This is a genomic window from Pseudomonas sp. PDM14, assembly GCF_014851905.1.
Taxonomy (GTDB): domain Bacteria; phylum Pseudomonadota; class Gammaproteobacteria; order Pseudomonadales; family Pseudomonadaceae; genus Aquipseudomonas.
In genome coordinates this window covers 1,649,869-1,665,503 of record NZ_JACVAQ010000001.1, presented here as the reverse complement: position 1 = coordinate 1,665,503, position 15,635 = coordinate 1,649,869, and the positions used below count along the sequence as shown (strand labels likewise).

14 protein-coding genes are annotated in these 15,635 nt (G+C 65.7%); 12 read left to right on the top strand and 2 right to left on the bottom strand.

What is annotated here, in order from left to right; genetic code table 11:
* Positions 1 to 6 precede the first annotated feature (6 nt).
* Positions 7 to 135, bottom strand: a complete 129-nt coding sequence (locus tag IB229_RS22035) for a hypothetical protein (protein WP_263864165.1) — start codon at positions 133 to 135, stop codon at positions 7 to 9.
* 30 nt (positions 136 to 165) lie between these two features.
* On the opposite strand from IB229_RS22035, the gene IB229_RS07875 reads away from it, so the two are divergent.
* From IB229_RS07875 to IB229_RS07840, 8 genes are all read left to right on the top strand, one after another.
* Positions 166 to 1,458, top strand: coding sequence for a sensor domain-containing diguanylate cyclase (locus IB229_RS07875; RefSeq protein ID WP_192326624.1), 1,293 nt, complete (start codon positions 166 to 168; stop codon positions 1,456 to 1,458).
* 204 nt (positions 1,459 to 1,662) lie between these two features.
* Positions 1,663 to 3,441: an acyl-CoA dehydrogenase C-terminal domain-containing protein gene (locus IB229_RS07870; protein ID WP_192326623.1), complete on the top strand. Its 1,779-nt coding sequence runs from the start codon at positions 1,663 to 1,665 to the stop codon at positions 3,439 to 3,441.
* 362 nt (positions 3,442 to 3,803) lie between these two features.
* On the top strand, positions 3,804 to 7,421 hold the full coding sequence (locus tag IB229_RS07865; RefSeq protein WP_192326621.1) for a DUF2339 domain-containing protein: 3,618 nt from the start codon (positions 3,804 to 3,806) through the stop codon (positions 7,419 to 7,421).
* Positions 7,418 to 8,770 (top strand): DUF3999 domain-containing protein, encoded by a 1,353-nt coding sequence (locus IB229_RS07860; protein ID WP_192326619.1) that lies wholly within the window; start codon positions 7,418 to 7,420, stop codon positions 8,768 to 8,770. Before IB229_RS07865 ends, IB229_RS07860 begins: the two co-directional genes overlap by 4 nt.
* Before the next feature lie 153 nt (positions 8,771 to 8,923).
* Positions 8,924 to 9,934 carry a class 1 fructose-bisphosphatase gene (locus IB229_RS07855; protein ID WP_192326617.1) on the top strand — a complete coding sequence of 337 codons (1,011 nt, stop codon included), beginning with the start codon at positions 8,924 to 8,926 and terminating at the stop codon, positions 9,932 to 9,934.
* Between the two features lies 1 nt (position 9,935).
* Entirely contained in the window at positions 9,936 to 10,544 is a 609-nt protein-coding gene (locus IB229_RS07850; protein ID WP_192326615.1) for a DUF924 family protein, read from the top strand.
* Positions 10,545 to 10,615: 71 nt separating this feature from the next.
* Entirely contained in the window at positions 10,616 to 10,870 is a 255-nt protein-coding gene (gene bamE / locus IB229_RS07845; protein ID WP_192326613.1) for an outer membrane protein assembly factor BamE, read from the top strand.
* A gap of 11 nt (positions 10,871 to 10,881) precedes the next feature.
* Complete coding sequence (locus IB229_RS07840; protein WP_192326611.1) at positions 10,882 to 11,445, top strand: lipocalin family protein; 564 nt, start codon at positions 10,882 to 10,884, stop codon at positions 11,443 to 11,445.
* On the opposite strand, the gene IB229_RS07835 is transcribed toward IB229_RS07840, so the two are convergent.
* A complete protein-coding gene (locus IB229_RS07835) occupies positions 11,442 to 11,879 on the bottom strand; it encodes a DUF2141 domain-containing protein (protein ID WP_192326609.1) in 438 nt (145 codons plus the stop codon). The genes IB229_RS07840 and IB229_RS07835 overlap by 4 nt on opposite strands.
* A gap of 33 nt (positions 11,880 to 11,912) precedes the next feature.
* On the opposite strand from IB229_RS07835, the gene IB229_RS07830 reads away from it, so the two are divergent.
* The 4 genes from IB229_RS07830 to IB229_RS07815 are packed head-to-tail and all read left to right on the top strand — an operon-like array spanning position 11,913 to position 15,415.
* Entirely contained in the window at positions 11,913 to 12,830 is a 918-nt protein-coding gene (locus IB229_RS07830; RefSeq protein ID WP_192326607.1) for a dialkylrecorsinol condensing enzyme, read from the top strand.
* A gap of 20 nt (positions 12,831 to 12,850) precedes the next feature.
* A complete protein-coding gene (locus IB229_RS07825; RefSeq protein ID WP_318652088.1) occupies positions 12,851 to 14,008 on the top strand; it encodes a beta-ketoacyl-ACP synthase III in 1,158 nt (385 codons plus the stop codon).
* Positions 13,998 to 14,405 carry a hypothetical protein gene (locus tag IB229_RS07820; protein ID WP_192326603.1) on the top strand — a complete coding sequence of 136 codons (408 nt, stop codon included), beginning with the start codon at positions 13,998 to 14,000 and terminating at the stop codon, positions 14,403 to 14,405. Before IB229_RS07825 ends, IB229_RS07820 begins: the two co-directional genes overlap by 11 nt.
* Positions 14,402 to 15,415, top strand: a complete 1,014-nt coding sequence (locus tag IB229_RS07815) for a BtrH N-terminal domain-containing protein (RefSeq protein WP_192326601.1) — start codon at positions 14,402 to 14,404, stop codon at positions 15,413 to 15,415. Before IB229_RS07820 ends, IB229_RS07815 begins: the two co-directional genes overlap by 4 nt.
* Positions 15,416 to 15,635: the final 220 nt, after the last annotated feature.

Genomic DNA, 15,635 nt, shown 5'->3' with positions numbered 1-15,635 from the left:
CTCGGGTCAGAAAACGCAGCCTTCGGGCTGCGTTTTTTTTGCGCCGAAGAACGGCCCTTGGTCGTGCGCTGGTGAAAATGCGAGCGATTGCAGGTGCTGGAAGTCGCGCATGCAGGCAAAATGCCGCATCGCCATGAACCCGCTCCCAGAAGCTGGAAATCGTCAGTGCCACGCCTCGCCGCCGCTCGTCCCAGTCATTTCATCCTGCCGCTGCTGATGCTGGTCGGCGGTGTGGCGGTTGCGCGTCTGGCCACGCTCAACGAATTCTTCCTCTCGCTGTTCAATGTGCTCCCCACGCTACTGCTACTGCTTGGCGGCGCCTTCTGCGTGGTCTACAGCCGTCAGCGCGAGCTCTCCGTGCTTGTCGTGGTCTACCTCGTCTATTTCGTGCTCGATACGCAGACCGATTATTTCCGCGAACACGCCAAGGTGCGTGACGATGCCGCGCTGGCCTTTCACCTCAGTAGTCTGCTACTGCCGATTCTCTACGGCCTGTTCGCCGCCTGGCGCGAGCGCAGTCACCTGCTGCAGGACTTGGTGGCCCGCGCCGCGGTCCTGCTGGCGGTGTGCGGAGTCGCTCTGGCCCTGGCGCAGCGCTACCCGCAGGGGCTGCAGGCATTGCTGGGCGAAATCCACTGGCCGTCGTGGCATGCCGACTGGATGAGCCTGGTGCAACTGGCCTATCCGCTGTTCTTCATCGCGACCGTGCTGCTCGTCGTGCAGTACCTGCGTCAGCCGCGGCCACTGCACGCAGCGCTGCTGTTGGGGTTGTTCGGGGTGCTGTGGATGCTGCCGAACACCTTCATCCTACCGCATGCGCTGCAGGTAATGAGCAGCCTGGTGATGCTCATGGTGATTGCTGCCGTGGCGCATGAGGCTTACCAGATGGCCTTTCGCGACGAGCTGACCGGGCTGCCCGGGCGGCGTGCGTTGAATGACCGGCTCGAGCGCCTGGGGCGCAGCTATGTGATCGCCATGGCTGATGTCGATCACTTCAAGCAGTTCAACGATACCCATGGCCACGATGTCGGCGATCAGGTGCTGCGCCTGGTCGCCAGCCAGCTGCGCAAGGTCGGTGGTGGCGGCAAGGCCTATCGCTATGGCGGCGAGGAGTTCACCCTGGTGTTTCCGGGCAAGGACCTGGCCGACTGCCGCCCACATCTGGAGGCGGTGCGTCAGGCGATCGAGGGCTACAGCCTGCAGCTGCGCGACAAGCAGAGCCGGCCCAAGGACGACCGCCAGGGGCGCCAACAGCGCCGTACCACGGCGGCGGCCAGCGTGTCGGTGACCATCAGTATTGGCGTGGCCGAGCGCGAGGCCCATCAGCGCAATGCTGATGAAGTCATTCGTGCCGCCGACAAGGCGCTGTACAGCGCCAAGCGCGCCGGACGCAATTGTGTGATGGCCCACGGGCAGCAGCGCCGTGGCGCCGTACGAGTGGCGTCGACCCAGGACTGATCGTTCATACCCCGACGAGTGGTAGTAACCCTGCAGGCCTTGCAGCTCGCGGGCATCATCCTTTTATTACTCTTTTTGTGACCAAAAATACTTAATCTGGTCACGACGCGACCCTATGTCTCCAAATAGTTGTTCGTATAGACTGCCGCCCTACGTGATTGCGGTCTGCCGGACCGTTGAGTTGGCATCTTCGAGGAATGTTCCATGGCTGATTACAAAGCTCCCCTGCGCGACATGCGCTTCGTTCTCAATGAAGTCTTCGAGGTGTCCAAACTCTGGGCCCAGCTGCCAGGCCTAGCCGAAGTCGTCGACGAAGAAACCGCTGCCGCCATTCTCGAAGAGGCCGGCAAGGTCACTGCCGGTACCATCGCCCCGCTGAATCGCAGCGGCGACGAAGAAGGCTGCTCATGGAAAGATGGCGTGGTGAACACCCCGGCCGGTTTCCCCGAGGCCTACCAGACCTACGCCGACGGCGGCTGGGTCGGTGTCGGCGGCTCGCCGGAGTTCGGCGGCATGGGCATGCCGAAAGTGATCGGCGCCCAGGTCGAGGAAATGGTCAACTCGGCCAACCTGTCGTTCGGCCTGTACCCGATGCTGACTGCCGGTGCCTGCCTGTCGATCCTCAATCACGCCAGCGAAGAGCTGAAGCAGCAGTTCCTACCGAACATGTATTCCGGCGTCTGGGCTGGTTCCATGTGCCTGACCGAGCCGCATGCCGGCACCGACCTGGGCATCATCCGCACCAAGGCCGAGCCGCAGGCCGACGGTAGCTACAAGATTTCCGGCACCAAGATCTTCATCACTGGTGGCGAGCACGACCTGACCGAGAACATCATCCACCTGGTGCTGGCCAAGCTGCCGGACGCGCCGGCTGGCCCGAAAGGTATCTCGCTGTTCCTGGTGCCGAAGGTCATGGTCAATGCCGACGGTTCCCTGGGCGAGAAGAACAGCCTGGGCTGCGGCTCGATCGAACACAAGATGGGCATCAAGGCCTCGGCCACCTGCGTGATGAACTTCGACGGCGCCACCGGCTGGATCGTCGACGAGCCTAACAAAGGCCTCAACGCCATGTTCACCATGATGAACTACGAGCGTCTGGGCGTTGGTATCCAGGGCCTGGCCCTGGGCGAGCGTTCCTACCAGAACGCCATCGAGTATGCCCGTGACCGCATCCAGAGCCGCGCGCCGACCGGCCCGGTGAACAAGGACAAGGTCGCCGACCCGATCATCGTCCACCCGGACGTGCGTCGCATGCTGCTGACCATGAAGGCGCTGAACGAGGGTGGTCGCGCCTTCTCCAGCTACGTCGCCATGCAGCTGGACACCGCCAAGTACAGCGAAGATGCCGCTACCCGCAAGCGCGCCGAAGAGCTGGTTGCCCTGCTGACTCCGGTGGCCAAGGCCTTCCTCACCGACATGGCGCTGGAAACCACCACCCATGGCCAACAGATCTTCGGCGGCCACGGCTACGTGCGTGAGTGGGGCCAGGAGCAGCTGATCCGCGACTGCCGCATCACCCAGATCTACGAAGGCACCAACGGCATCCAGGCCCTCGACCTGGTCGGGCGCAAGGTAGTCGGCAGCGGCGGTGCGTTCTACAAGCACTTCGCTGAAGAGGTCAAAGCCTTTACCGATAGCGCCGATGCGTCGCTGGCCGAGTTCATCGAGCCGCTGAAAGGGGCTATCGCAAACCTGGAGCTGATGACCGCCGACCTGCTCGAGCGCGCCAAGGCCAACCCGAACGAAGTCGGCGCCGCTTCGGTGGAGTACCTGCAGGTGTTCGGCTACACCGCCTACGCCTACATGTGGGCACTGATGGCGCGCACCGCGCTGGCCAAGCAGGATCAGGGCGATTTCTACGTGAGCAAGCTGGGCACTGCGCGGTTCTTCTTCGCGCGTCTGCTGCCGCGTATCCACTCGCTGACCGCCTCGGTCAAGGCCGGTAGCGAGTCGCTGTTCCTGCTGGATGCCGCCCAGTTCTGAGTGGCGTGATGGACTGAAAGAGCCCCGCTTCGGCGGGGCTTTTTTATGCCCGGGATTGGTGTGGCGGGCGTGTCGCATAGGGCGGTTGCCGTGTCTACCGGTTGTCCCGAGCAGGGAGGAGCCCGGTTTGTGCTGGCGAGCGGAGTAATACGTAAGGGCATAATTTCCTGGCGCACGGAATTTCCTGCCACCCAGCGCAGTGAGCAGCGGTCGGTGCCGACGAGCAGGACGAATTGTTGTGCCTGTGCGCTGGCTGGCATTCGTCTGTGTAAGGTCAGGCGAGCAGCTCGATATACTCGGGCAGCCGCGGACGGCGGCCAGTGTGGTCGCGTGGCAGGATGGCCTTTTCAGGGAGTAGGCGCATGCAATGGATGTTCATGCTGGTCGGTCTGGCGCTCGGCGCCTTGGCCGGAGAGTCGATAACCGGTGCGCTGCTCGGCGGCCTGATCGGCCTCGGGCTTGGCCAGGCCCTGCGCCTGCACGCGCTGGATCGCGCCAATGCGGCGCTGCGCCGCGAGCTGGCGAGCTTTGCCGAGCGCTTCGATCACGGCACCACAGCCATGCACGAGCGCCTGCTCAAGGTCGAGCAGGGCACCACCACTGCGCCTGCGCCGAGCGTGGCGCAGCCGGATGACGACGCACCCATCGCCGAAGCTGCCATCCCGCCGGTCGCTGCCGCATCTTCTGCGCAACCCGAACCGGAGCGCGACAGCAACCTGGTCTGGGAACTGCCGGAGGCGTTGCAACCTGCGCCTGTCGTCAGCGAACCGCAGGCCAGCCTGGCTGACGATGCCGAGGCATTCGAGCCACCGCTTCCTGCTCCTGCGGTCGAACCGGTCATCCCGCCAGCGCCACGTGAGCCATCGCTCATCGAGCGCGGCATCGATGTCGCCCAGGCCTGGTTGTTCGGTGGCAATACCGTGCTGCGGGTCGGCGTGGTGCTGCTGTTCCTCGGCCTGGCGTTTCTGTTGCGCTACGCCACAGAAGGTGTGGTGGTGCCGATCGAGGCGCGCTATGCCGGCGTCGCGGCCAGCGCCATCGCGCTGCTCGGGCTGGGCTGGTGGCTGCGCCGCCGCCACGACAGCTACGGGCTGATGCTGCAGGGCACCGGCATCGCCGTGCTCTACCTGACCACCTTCGCCGCGATGCGTCTGCACCCGCTGCTCGACCCCAAGCTGGCGCTGGGCCTGCTGGTGCTGGTCACGCTGTTTTCGGCGATTATCGCCGTGGCGCAGAACGCACTGGGGCTGGCCGTTGCCGCGGCGCTCGGTGGGTTTGCCGCGCCGATCCTCACCTCCACCGGCAGCGGCAATCACGTTGCCCTGTTCTCCTATTTCATCCTGCTCAACAGCGGCATTCTCGCCATCGCCTGGTTCAAGGCCTGGCGCCTGCTCAACCTGGTGGGGTTCGTCGGCACGTTCGGCATCGGTTTCGTTTGGGGCCTGCGCTCCTATGAGCCGGCGCTGCTGTGGAGCAGCGAGCCGTTCCTGGTGCTGTTCTTCCTGATGTATGTGGTGATCGGCCTGCTGTTCGCCCGGCGTAAGCTCCGTGAGGCGACCGAGGCGCCGCAGGAGCGCTCCGCGCTGCTGCGCTGGTCCGCCGGCAAGGCCGACTACGTCGATGGCACGGTGCTGTTCGGGCCGCCACTGGTGGGCTTCGGCCTGCAGTATGCGATGGTCCAGCACATCGAATTTGCCGCCGCCTTCAGCGCTCTGGCGCTGGGGATGTTTTACCTGCTGCTGGCGCGAGTGCTCAACGGTCGTGCGCCGGGGCGGGCGCTGCTGCTGGTGGAGACCTGCCTGGCGTTGGGCGTGGTGTTCGGTTCGCTGGCGATTCCCCTGGGGCTCGATGCGCGCTGGACCTCCGCAGCCTGGGCCGTAGAAGGCGCGGGGATCTTCTGGCTTGGTTTGCGCCAGGGGCGACCGCTGGCACGGGCCTTCGCCCTGCTGCTGCAGTTCGGTGCGGCACTGGCGTTCCTCGGCCAGCTGGACAGCGGCAGCGATACGCTGCTGGCCGGTGCGCCACTCGGTGCGCTGATGCTCGGCGCGGCCCTGCTGTTCAGCTTCTGGCACTTGCGCAAGGCGCCGCTGGAGGCGAGCAAGACCTGGGAACGGCGTGGGTTGCCGGTGCTGGCGGCGTTTGGCCTGGTGTTCCTCTACCTGATCGCGCCGCTGTGTTTCGCCGCTGAGGGCACGGCCATCAGTTGGGCGCTGGCGGGGCTCGCCACGTTGTTTGCCGGGTTGCGCCTGCAGTCGCGCACATTCCTGTTCGCCGCCTTCGCCGTGCAGCTGCTCGGCGGGGCGCTGTTCCTCAGCCAGATGCGCGTCGGTGGTGTCGACGGCGGTGTGCTGGATGCTGGTTGGCGTGGGCTGCTGGTCTGTGCGCTGATCGGCCTGGCGTTGGTCGCCGGCATGCTTATCGCCGTGCGCGACAAACTGGTCAGCGGCGACCGCCAACTGATGCGCGGTTTGTCCCTGGTGCTGCTGGTCGGCCTGCTGTTCATCAACCTGGCCGTGCTATTCGTGCTGCCCTGGCAGAGCTCCAGTGCGGTGTGGGCGGGCAGCGGCCTGCTGGTGATCTGGCTGAGCCTGCGCCTGCAACTGCGTGCCAGTTTCCTCTTCGGCCTGGCGCTGCAGGTGATCGGTGGGCTGGCGTTCCTCGCCGCCAGCCCGCTGCTGCTCGGGCAGTTGTCCGGCGAAGGCCTGAGTCCGCGGGCGCATGCCGGGTTCTGGACGCCGCTGGTGCTGGCCATTGCCGCGCAGGTCGGGGCCTGGCGCCTGCGCCATGTGCTGCTGCGTCAGCAGGCCGGAGACCTGGGTCGGCTGAGCCTGCAGCGCCTGTCGCAACTGCTGCTGGCCTGGGGCAGCGCCTGGTGGGCGCTGGCGCTGGCCAGTGAGGTGCTGCGCTTCGCCGCGCCAACGCTGCAGGGCAGTCTGCTGCTCGGGCTCGCCGCCGCTAGCGTGGCGCTGTGGGCCTTGCTGGCGCTGCGTCTGCGCTGGCGTGCGCTGGCCTTGCTGTGCACGCTGCTGATCCTCGTGGCAGCGGTGATCCTGCTGCACGTCGGCTCGCGTGACTATCACCCGGCAGCGGCGTTCGGCTGGTTGGCCTGGGCGCTGGTGTTCGCCGTGCACTTACTGGCGCTGCGCAAACTAAGCGGTCTGCTGCCGGCTGGTGCGCTGCGTGCCGCGCACGTGCTCGGTTGTTGGCTGATGCTCGGTGTGCTGGCGCTGGAGTTGCGCTACCTGCTGATGCTCCTGTCCGAGCACTACAACGCCTGGCGCTGGCTGGGCTGGGCGCTACTGCCAAGTGCCTATCTGCTGGCGATGGCGGCACCGCGCAACTGGCCGTGGCCGATTTCCGCCTACCCGCGCGAGTACCGGGTGCTGGCGGCCGCGCCGCTGGCAGCGCTGCTGCTCGGCTGGTTCTGGCTGGCCAATATCGCCAGCGACGGGCGCGCTGATCCGCTGCCGTATCTGCCGCTGCTCAACCCGTTGGAACTGGGGCTGCTGTTCGCCCTGGCCGGGATCTACAGCTGGCTGCGCAGCGGGCCGCAGCAGCTGGGCGTCACGCCGGTGATCGCGGCCCGTACGGCGCAACTGGTCGCCGGTATCTCGCTGTTCGCACTTCTCACCGCCACGGTATTTCGCGCCGCCCATCACTGGGGCGGTGTGCCCTACGCGCTGGACCCGCTGCTGGCGTCGATGCTGGTGCAGGCTGGTCTGTCCATCGTCTGGACGCTGATCGCCCTGCCGCTGATGATCGTCGGCCACCTGCGTGCGCGCCGCGAGCTGTGGCTGATCGGCGCCGCACTGATCGCCGTGGTAGTGGCCAAGCTGTTCTTCGTCGAACTGGGCAACCGCGGTGGCCTGGAGCGGATCATTTCTTTCATCGGCGTCGGCGTGTTGCTGCTGGTCGTCGGTTACTTCGCGCCCTTGCCACCGCGCAAGGCCGACCCGGGTGCTGCAGGAGTGAATGCATGAGGACCGTTCGATGGGTCAAATCCTGGGCGTTCGCCTGCCTGCTCGCCGCACCACTGGTGCAAGCTGCCGAGGACTCCGGCAGCTATGCCGCGCGGGTGCCGTTGCAGCTCAGTGGCGAGGGGCCGTGGTATCGCCTCGAGCTGCCGCTGGCGCTGCACCTGGCCGCGCAGCATGCCGATCTGCGTGATCTGCGCATCTTCAACGGCGAGGGCGAGGCACTGGCCTACGCACTGACGCTCGGCGGCGTGCAATCGCGCGAGAGCCGTGAGGAGGCCGCGGTGAAGTGGTTTCCGCTGCAGGGCGAGGCGACCACACCCGGCGCGCCGGTGGTGCGGGTCGAGCGCAGCACCAGTGGCACGCTGGTCGAGGTCACGCCCGAGCAGGTGAGTGGCGAGCTGGTGCGCCGCGGCTGGCTGCTCGATGCCAGTGGTCTCGATCAGCCGTTGCACCGCCTGCGACTGGAGTGGGCGGCAGGCACCGAAGGGTTTCAGCGCTTCAGCATCGAGGCCAGCGACGACCTGCAGAGCTGGAGCGAGTGGGGAGAGGGGCAAATAGCGCGCCTGAGCTTCTCCGGCGAGCGCATTGACCAGCGTGAGGTCAGCCTGCCGGGGCAGAAAGCCAAATACCTGCGCCTGCTCTGGCTGACACCGCAGCGTGCACCGGAGCTGCTCGGCGCGCGGCTGGTGAGCATTCACAGCGAACAAAGCACACCGCTGGTGTGGTCCGAGCCGCTGCCGGGCAAGGTCGGCAAGCCTGGCGAGTACAGCTGGGCGCTGCCTTTGTCGCTGCCACTGGAGCGGGTCAAGGTCGTGCTCGACCAGGCCAACACCCTGGCGCCGGTGAGCCTGTCGAGCCGCCGCGACGGCAAACTGGAATGGCAGCCGCTGGCACACGGCCTGCTCTATCGGTTGCCGCAGGGCGGGCGTGAAATGCTGCATGACGAGATCGAACTGTATGGCGCGCCTGTTTCGCAACTGCGCCTGCAGGTCGACGAGCGCGGCGGCGGCTTGGGCAAGCAGGCGCCCCGGCTGCAGGTAGCGTTGCGCAGCACCCAGGTGGTGTTCCTCGCCCGTGGCTCCGCGCCCTACACCCTGGCCATTGGCAAGGCCGGCGCAGCGTCTGCGGCATTGCCGCTGAGCACCCTGGTCCCCGGCTACGAGCCCGCACGCCTGGCGCAGCTCGGCGTGGCGGTCGCCGAAGCGCAGGCCACATCCGCGGCCAGCGTCGCCAGTGATAGCGCTCAACAAGATGCCGACTGGAAACGCTACGGGCTTTGGGCCGTACTGCTGCTCGGCGTAGCGCTGCTCGGTGCGATGGCGCTCAGCCTGCTGCGCAAGCCTGGCGCGTAGTTCTGCGGGCCAGCGTTCGCCTCTGGCAGCTGGCTTTGCCGCTGAACTTACCCTATGGCGCAGCCTCTCATCTGCTACTGGGCGCGAAAGAGACGCCAGAGCCCCTGAGCGGTTAAACTGCGGGCGATTTTTCTTCCTTTTCGGAGCCCCTCCATGTCGCGCGTCACCCTCAGCCGCTATCTGATCGAACAGACCCGCAGCCACAACACCCCGGCCGACCTGCGTTTCCTTATCGAAGTCGTCGCGCGCGCGTGCAAGGAAATCAGTCATGCCGTGTCCAAGGGCGCCCTCGGTGGCGTACTGGGCAGCATGGGCACCGAGAACGTACAGGGCGAAGTGCAGAAGAAGCTCGACGTCCTCTCCAATGAAATCCTCCTCGAAGCCAACGAGTGGGGCGGCCACCTGGCCGGCATGGCTTCCGAGGAAATGGATAACGCCTATCAGATCCCGGGCAAATACCCGAAAGGCGCCTATCTGTTGGTTTTCGACCCGCTCGACGGCTCCTCGAACATCGACGTCAACGTCTCAGTCGGCACCATCTTCTCCGTGCTGCGTTGCCCGAGCGATGAAATCTCGCAGAACGACGCCCTGCGTGAGGACGCCTTCCTCCAGCCAGGCACCAAGCAGGTCGCTGCCGGTTACGCCATCTACGGTCCGCAGACCATGCTCATGCTGACCCTGGGCGACGGCGTGAAGGGCTTCACCCTGGACCGCGAGCTGGGCTCGTTCGTCCTCACCCACGACGACATCCGCGTGCCGGAAACCACCGCCGAGTTCGCCATCAACATGTCCAACCAGCGCCACTGGGAAGCCCCGGTACAGCGTTACGTCGGCGAGTTGCTGGCCGGCAAGGACGGCCCGCTGGAGAAGAACTACAACATGCGCTGGATCGCCTCGATGGTGGCCGACGTGCACCGTATCCTCACCCGCGGCGGTCTGTTCATGTACCCGCGCGACAGTCGCGAGCCGGAGAAGCCGGGCAAGCTGCGCCTGATGTACGAAGCCAACCCGATGTCCTTCATCATCGAACAGGCGGGCGGCGCGGCCACCAACGGCACCCAGCGCATCCTCGATATCCAGCCCGAGTCCCTGCACCAGCGCGTGGCGGTGTTCCTCGGCTCCAAGGAAGAAGTCGAGCGCGTCACCGCCTACCACGGCGCCTGACATGCCAGCCTGGGCGGCGCTGCTGGAGTGGTGGCTCGGTGCGGATGCCGACACCGCCAGCGCCACTGCGATAGCCGCCCGCCGCAACAAACTATGGTTCGGCTACCAGGCCGATCAGGATGCCGAGGCGCGCGAGCGTTTCGGTACGCTGGTCGAGCAGGCCCTGGCCGGTGGCCTGCGCGAGTGGGCCGAGACGCCGCAGGGCTGGCTGGCGTTGATCCTGCTGCTCGACCAGCTGCCACGCATGATCGGACGCGATACAGCGCAGGCCTACGCCGGCGATGCCCAGGCGCAGCAACTGGTGCGAGAGGGTCTGGCGGCGCAGCGTGAACAGGCGCTGTCAGCGCTTCAGCAGGTGTTCATCTATCTGGTGCTGGAACATGCCGAGGATGCGGTGAGCCAGGCCGAGTCCGTCCGCAGCTTTCGCGCCCTGCATGACGCCCAGCCCGCCTCCGAGCAGCCTCTGTTCGCCGGGTTTATCGACTACGCCGTGCGTCACCAGCAGGTGATCGAGCGCTTCGGTCGCTTTCCCCACCGCAATGCCATTCTCGGTCGCACCTCGACGCCGGCCGAGTTGCGTTATCTGGCGGAACCCGGTTCCGGCTTCTGACGTCCAACTGCGCAGGTGGGCCGGGTCTGTGCCACGCTCATATCCTGTCCAGTTCAACCGGGAGTCGTTCCATGTCGCTGCGCAATCTCGCCTTGCTGTCCTGCTTCGTCCTGCTCGCTGCCTGTAGCAAGGTCAATCAGGAAAACTACTCCAAGATCAAAGCCGGCATGCCCAAGGCCGAGGTGGAAAACCTGCTCGGCAGCCCGACCGAGTGTTCGGGCGCTATCGGCCTGACCAGCTGCACCTGGGGCGACCAGAAGGCCTTCATCAGCGTCCAGTTCGCTGGTGACAAGGTCATGATGTTCTCCGGCCAGGGCCTCAAATAAGGAATCCGCTCATGCGTTCGATGCTCTTGCCTGTGTTCTGCGCCGCGCTGCTGGGGTGTGCCGGCTCCGGTTCTTCCGGCGAGCCGCCGGCTACGGCTGGCCGTGTCGACCTGCAGCGCTACCAGGGCACCTGGTACGAGCAAGCGCGCCTGCCGATGTTCTTCCAGCGCAACTGCGCCCAGTCCGAAGCGCACTACAGCCTGGAAGCGGGCGGTGCGGTTGGGGTGAAGAACCGTTGTCGCACGGTTGACGGTGAGTGGCAGGAGGCGATCGGCCAGGCCACGCCGCAAGTGGCGGGGCAGACCGACAAGCTCTGGGTGCGCTTCGATAACTGGTTCAGCAACCTGTTTCCCGACCTGACTCGCGGCGACTACTGGGTGCTCTACGTGGATGAGGATTACCGCACGGCGGTGGTCGGCCATCCCAATCGCGAGTACCTGTGGCTGCTGACCCGCGACAAGCAGATCACGCCGCAGACCCGCGAGCGCCTCCTGCAGCAAGCCACCGCGCGGGGCTACAACGTCGACGAGCTGATCTGGCGCACCTCGGATGCGCAGATCAAACCGGCGTCTTAAGGCTTCTTGCGTGGTGCGTGCAGGCGGATGAGCAGTTCGCTGTCAGCGCTGCCGTGGACGAACGTGCTCTTGCTTGGCGTCGGCTTACCGCCGAGCAGCGAGGGATTGTTGGAAAAGCCGACGGGTTCGAGCGGTAGGCCGCGCGGCGTCAGGTCGAGCACGCCGTTGCCGTTGCTGTCTTGGAAGACCTGGATGGCGAAACGTCCGGGCGGGATGTTGCGCAGGCGCAGCAGCGGATCATCGCTGTGAATCATCCGCACTGGCTGCTCCGGCCAGCCCGGCTGGTCGGCCTGTACCAGCGCCAGGTGCACACTGCCACCGGCCTGCTTGCCGTCGAGGCGAACGAGGATATCGCCGGCCCAGGCACTCGGCCCGACGAGTAGCAGTGCGCAGTACACCAGCTTGGTTACGGTTTGAGGAATTCGCTGTGGCATAATCCGGGCCATTTTGCAGGGAATTCGCTTCGAATGCGCCAGGTTTTGGTGGTCCACTTTTCGCAGACCGGTCAGCTCAACAGGCTCGTGCAGTCGGTCTGTGCGCCGTTGTTGCAGCGTGGCGACATTCAGGTGGACTTCCTCGAGCTGCAGCCGGCTCAACCCTTTCCGTTTCCCTGGCCGTTTCTCGGCTTCTTCCGCATCTTCCCGGAAACCGTGCTGCAACGCCCGCAAGCGCTGCAGCCGCTCGCCGTGGATGCGGACAAACGCTACGACCTTGTGATCCTCGCCTACCAGGTCTGGTTCCTTTCGCCCTCGCTGCCAATCACCAGTTTTCTCGCCTGCGCCGAAGCCGCGAAGCTGCTCAAGGGCTCGCCGGTGGTGACGCTGATCGGTTGCCGCAACATGTGGCTGATGGCCCAGGAAAAGGTCAAGGCGCGTCTCGACGCACTGGGCGCCAGGCTGGTCGACAACATCGCCCTGACCGACGCCTGTGGCACCGCCGCCAGTTTTCTCGCCACGCCGCTGTGGATGTTCACCGGCCGGCAGAAGCCCTACAGCTGGGTGCCGCGCGCGGGAGTGGATGAGGCCGATATCGCCGCTGCCAGCCGCTTCGGTACCGCTATCGCCGAGCGCCTCTCCGCCGATGCGCTGCCCATCGAGCAGCCGATGCTGCGTGGCCTGGGGGCGGTGCGCGTCGACGAGAAGCTGATCGGCAGCGAGAAGGTCGGTAACCGCAGCTTCCAGCTGTGGAGCCGCTTGCTCAGCGCGCTCGGTCCGCAGCAGAGTGTGCGTCGAGGTGTCGGGCTGGTGGTTTACATCGTCTTCCTGCTTTGCCTGATCGTGACGGTGGTGCCATTGGGCGCCCTGTTGAAGAAGTTGCTGAATCCGCTGTTCAAGGAACGAGCGCAGCGTGAAAAGGCCTACTTCGCCGGCCCGTCCGGCGAGTGAAGTGACCCCGAGGAATGCCCGTGGTACAACCTGTCTACATCAATCGCATCAGCGCCTGCCTGCCGCACGAGCCGGTCGGCAACGAACAGATGGAAACGCGTCTGGGCCTGGTCGGCGGCAAGCCGTCACGCGCGCGCAAGCTGGTGCTGCGCCGCAATGGCATCCAGCAGCGCCATTACGTGATCGACCCCGTCACCGGCGAGCCGTCGATGAACAACGCGCAGATTAGCGCTGAAGCCGTGCGCGGCCTGGTCGCGCCGGGTTTCGCGCTGGAGGATCTGGACTGCCTGGTGGCCGGCACCTCGTCGCCGGACCAGGTGATGCCCGGCCACGCAGTGATGGTGCATGGCGAGCTGGGCAATCCTGCCTGCGAGGTGACCACCACCGCTGGCATCTGCCTGTGCGGGGTGACCGCGCTGAAGTACGCCTGGATGAGCGTGGCCAGTGGCGAGAGCCGCAACGCCGTGGCCTGCGGCTCGGAAGTCGCCTCCACGCTGATGATGGCGCGCAACTTCAACGCCGAGTACGAGAGTCGCGTCGAGGAGCTGGAAAGCCACCCGGAGATCGCCTTCGAGAAGGACTTCCTGCGCTGGATGCTCTCCGATGGCGCCGGTGCCGTCTGGTTGCAGGGGCAGCCCAATGCCAGCGGCCTGAGCCTGCGTATCGACTGGATCGACATTTTTTCCTTCGCCGATCAGATGCCGGCCTGCATGTATGCCGGTGCGGAAATGGTTGAAGGGCGCCTGACCGGCTGGAGCCACTACGACGCCGACGAGCGCAACCGCCGCTCGCTGATGGCGATCAAGCAGGACGTCAAACTGCTCAACGACAACATCGTCAGGGTCACCGTCGAGGAGACGCTGAAGCGGATCATGGCGCGCCGCGAACTGCGCGTCGCCGACATCGACCACTTTTTGCCGCACTACTCTTCGGACTTCTTCCGCGAGCGCCTGGCCGAAGGCCTGGCCAATGTCGACCTGCCGATTCCCCAGGAGCGCTGGTTCACCAACCTGACCAGCAAGGGCAACACCGGCGCGGCATCGATCTTCATCATCCTCGAAGAGCTGTTCAACGGCGGCCGCCTGCGCAGCGGCGAGCGCCTGCTCTGCTACGTGCCCGAAAGCGGGCGTTTCTCCAGTGCGTTCATGCATCTGACGGTGGTCGGCGATGAAGCTTGACGAGGTTCCCCAGGATCACAGCTCCACCTACGGCGGCCACAGCAAGCTGGTTTACGCGGTAGACGCCGAAGGCCATTACCAACGCGCGCAGAGTGATGGCTGGGAGCCGGAAGCCTATGCCACCCAGCTGGCCGTGGCCGAGCTGGAAGAGCAGGAAGCCGAGGCCAAGGCGGCCTGGCAGCGCGGCGAGCTGTCGCCGCTGAAATGCCTGATGTACCGCTACCGTCTCGACGAGCCGGCACTGGCGCAGATCACCGGGCTGTTCCAGTGGCGCATCCGCCGGCATTTTCGCCCGGCGGTTTTCCGTGGCCTGAGCGCCGCGATTCTCGCGCGTTACGCCGATGCCTTCGGCCTCCCCGTCGCGCAACTGATCGCTTACCAGAAGGACCCGGTATGAGCCGCTTCGAACAGCCCTTCCAGCACCGCCAGAGTGCCCATTGCGAAAGCGGGGTGATGGCCAGCCTGCTGACCCACGCCGGTCTGCCGATGAGCGAGCCGATGGCCTTCGGCCTGGCCTCGGGTTTGGCGTTCGCCTACCTGCCCATCGTCAAGCTCAGCGGCATGCCACTGATTGCCTACCGCATGCCGCCCAAGCACCTGATCAAGACGCTGAGCAAGCGTCTCGGCGCCAAGCTGCATACGCAGACCTTCGGCAACCCCGAGCGCGGGCGTCTGGCCCTCGACAGTGCCCTGGACAGTGGCCGCCTGGCCGGCCTGCAGAGTTCGGTGTTCTGGCTGCCGTACTTTCCGCCGGAGATGCGCTTCCACTTCAATGCGCACAACCTGCTGGCCTACGGTCGCGACGGCAATGAGTACCTGCTCAGTGACCCGGTGTTCGAGGAGCCGGTGCGCTGCGCCGCCGAAGACCTGCAGAAGGCGCGTTTCGCCAAGGGCGCGCTGGCGGCCAAGGGCCTGATGTACTGGCTCGACGACGTACCGCTGGAGCAGGACTGGAACAAGCTGATCCGCCAGAGCGTGCTGTCCACCTCGCGCATCCTCGACGGCATGCCGCTGCCGTGGATCGGCATTCACGGCATCCAGCACCTGGCCAAGCAGATCGAACAGCTCGACCCGGCGCAGACCAAGTACAACCGCCTGTACCTGACCCACATCGTGCGCATGCAGGAAGAGATCGGCACCGGCGGCGCCGGTTTCCGCTTCATGTACGCCAGCTTCCTCCAGGAGGCCGGCGAGAAGATCGGCGACAGCACCCTGCAGGCTGCTTCGGCGCAGCTCACCGCCATCGGCGACAACTGGCGCCAGTTCGCCTCGAGCTGCGTGCGGGCCAGCCGCAACAAAGGCGAGACGCCGAACTTCACGCCGATCGCCGACTCGCTGCGCGGCATCGCACTGCAAGAGCGCGAGCTGATGAAAGAGCTGGGTGCCTGGGCCAAGCGCAAGGGCTGAAGTGGCCGCAGGGCTGACCACGGTTGCACACCTGAGCGTTCCGCGGATCTAGGGTGGAGCGCGCTTCACCGATCCACCGTGCGGGGCTCTGGTGGATGAGTAGAGCGTCATCCACCCTAAGGTGCTGTCATTTTCGACATTCGAGTGAGCTTCGCGCGGCGCACCCTGTGTGCCGCAGCCCGTAGGGGGCGCCGTGCGCACCGCTGGTCCACGGGGTGCA